The organism is Mycolicibacter icosiumassiliensis (assembly GCF_900078685.2).
GTDB classification, from domain to species: domain Bacteria; phylum Actinomycetota; class Actinomycetes; order Mycobacteriales; family Mycobacteriaceae; genus Mycobacterium; species Mycobacterium icosiumassiliensis.
In genome coordinates, this window is record NZ_LT546185.1 from 1 (window position 1) to 1,796 (window position 1,796).

Below are 1,796 nucleotides of genomic sequence, written 5' to 3' on the forward strand. Positions count from 1 at the left end.
CTGCGTAGCCGGGCGGCGCATCGCCGGGAATCGGGTAGTCGACTACGGAGACCGCGCGTCGACGGGCCGGGCAGGGTTGCGGTGTCGACCGAATCGAGGGCAGATGTGACCGCTTTTCACCAGACCGCGACTTACAGGCGTTTCGTCGTCGTGCCTGACCCGCTTGGCGCCCGTCAGCGCGGGTCCAGTTGCCAGAGCGCGCTGATCGGCACGGCGCGTAGTTTGTCCCCGAACGGGAGGGTCTGCGCGCCGGTGTAGAGGACGAGGCCGGCGCGGAACTCGTCGCCAAGTTGCCTGCCCAGATGCGCAAGTCCGCGGAAGTCCTCTGACCGCACTGTGGAGCCGGCCTTTACTTCGATGCCGACGACTGCGCCGTGTCGATCTTGCAGCACGATGTCGACCTCGACTTTGTTCTTGTCTCGGTAGTGGTACATCTCGGCGAGCGTCTGCGACCAGGTGAGCTGGCGGGCCAGCTCTGCGATGACGAAGCCTTCCAACAGGGGCCCGAACGGGCCACCTGGGCGTCGTAGGGTATGTGGATCGGCGGCGAGAAGTCTCGCGGCGATACCGGAGTCTGTGAAAACCAGCTTGGGTGCGGCGGTCACCCGTGCGCCGAGGTTACGCCGCCATCCGGGGATTCGCTTGATGAGGAAGATCTCTTCGAGCAAGCGTAGGTACCGCTGGATGGTGTTGCGGGACAACTCAAGGTCTTTTTCGAGCGCGCCGGCGGCAACCAGCGTGCCGGAGCGGGCAGCGAGGAGCCGAACAAGGGTCATCAGTTGCGGAACGCGCTCGATCTCGGCGAGTTGCCGCACGTCGCGCTCGATCAAGTTCTGCACGTAGTTGTCGATGAAGATGCCGCGTCGACGGGGATCGTTGCGTGCAACCGCCTCGGGCAGTCCGCCCCGGACGAGTCGCTCGGTGTAGTCGGACCGCGATACCGCCGATTCGTGCTGGATCGACGGGCCATGCCCGAACACCGCGTCGACGAATCCATCGGGCGTGGTGTCGATCTCTCCCTGGGAGAACGGGTACAGCTCGACGGTCTCCATCCGACCGACCAAGGTGTCGGGCAAGTCGCGCAATCCGAGTAGCCGCGACGATCCAGTCAGCAGGAAACGGCCGGGTCGAGGGTCTGTGTCGACAGCGACCTTGATCGCCAGCAGCAGTTCGGGAACGCGCTGAATCTCGTCGATGACCATCAGTGCGTCGGACTCGACGAAGCCGACCGGATCGGCCAGTGCGGACTGTCGGTCCTGAGGGCGATCCAGGTCGCGCCACTCGGCGGTGCGTTGGCCGGCGACCGTTCTCGCCAGCGTGCTCTTCCCGGCCTGGCGCGCCCCGTTGATCAGCACCACCCGGGTATCGGCCAACGCATCGCTCACGGCGGTGGCCGCCCTCCGGGCGCGCAGATGTCGAGTCGACATGATCAATCCAGGATATCCGAGCTTGCCGATATGCGATCGAGCATTTGATGTTATGCGGAGTAGATCATGACGATATGCGGCTATGATGCTGACGATATGCGGTCCGCAGAAGGTGTCGTTGGCAGGGCACGTCGCGGCACTGCCGCCGAGAGATTGCCGGCGCCGCATCGCTGAGCGGATTGCCGTCAAGACCGACTGCAACGACGCGAGGCCGGCCGTTGGGCCACAGCCGTCACCTTGAGTATCGGCTGGCGGGCATGTGGGTGTGTCGCAGTCGGATAGCGTCGCCGCTATCGCGATGGCTGACTGCCGACCCCGCCGGGCAGGCCGGCGCCGCCGCCCCCGCCGCCGGCCCCGCCGACAAGAACT

The 1,796-nt window shown here is 65.6% G+C and carries 1 protein-coding gene; it reads right to left on the reverse strand.

What is annotated here, in order from left to right; genetic code table 11:
• Positions 1-173: 173 nt before the first annotated feature.
• Entirely contained in the window at positions 174-1,427 is a 1,254-nt protein-coding gene (locus BN4346_RS46725; protein ID WP_067977070.1) for an ATP-binding protein, read from the reverse strand.
• Positions 1,428-1,796 lie beyond the last annotated feature (369 nt).

Excerpts from the sequence above, each read along its gene's own strand:
- BN4346_RS46725 (WP_067977070.1), bottom strand. The coding sequence starts at position 1,427 with ATGTCGACTCGACATCTGCGCGCCCGGAGGGCGGCCACCGCCGTGAGC.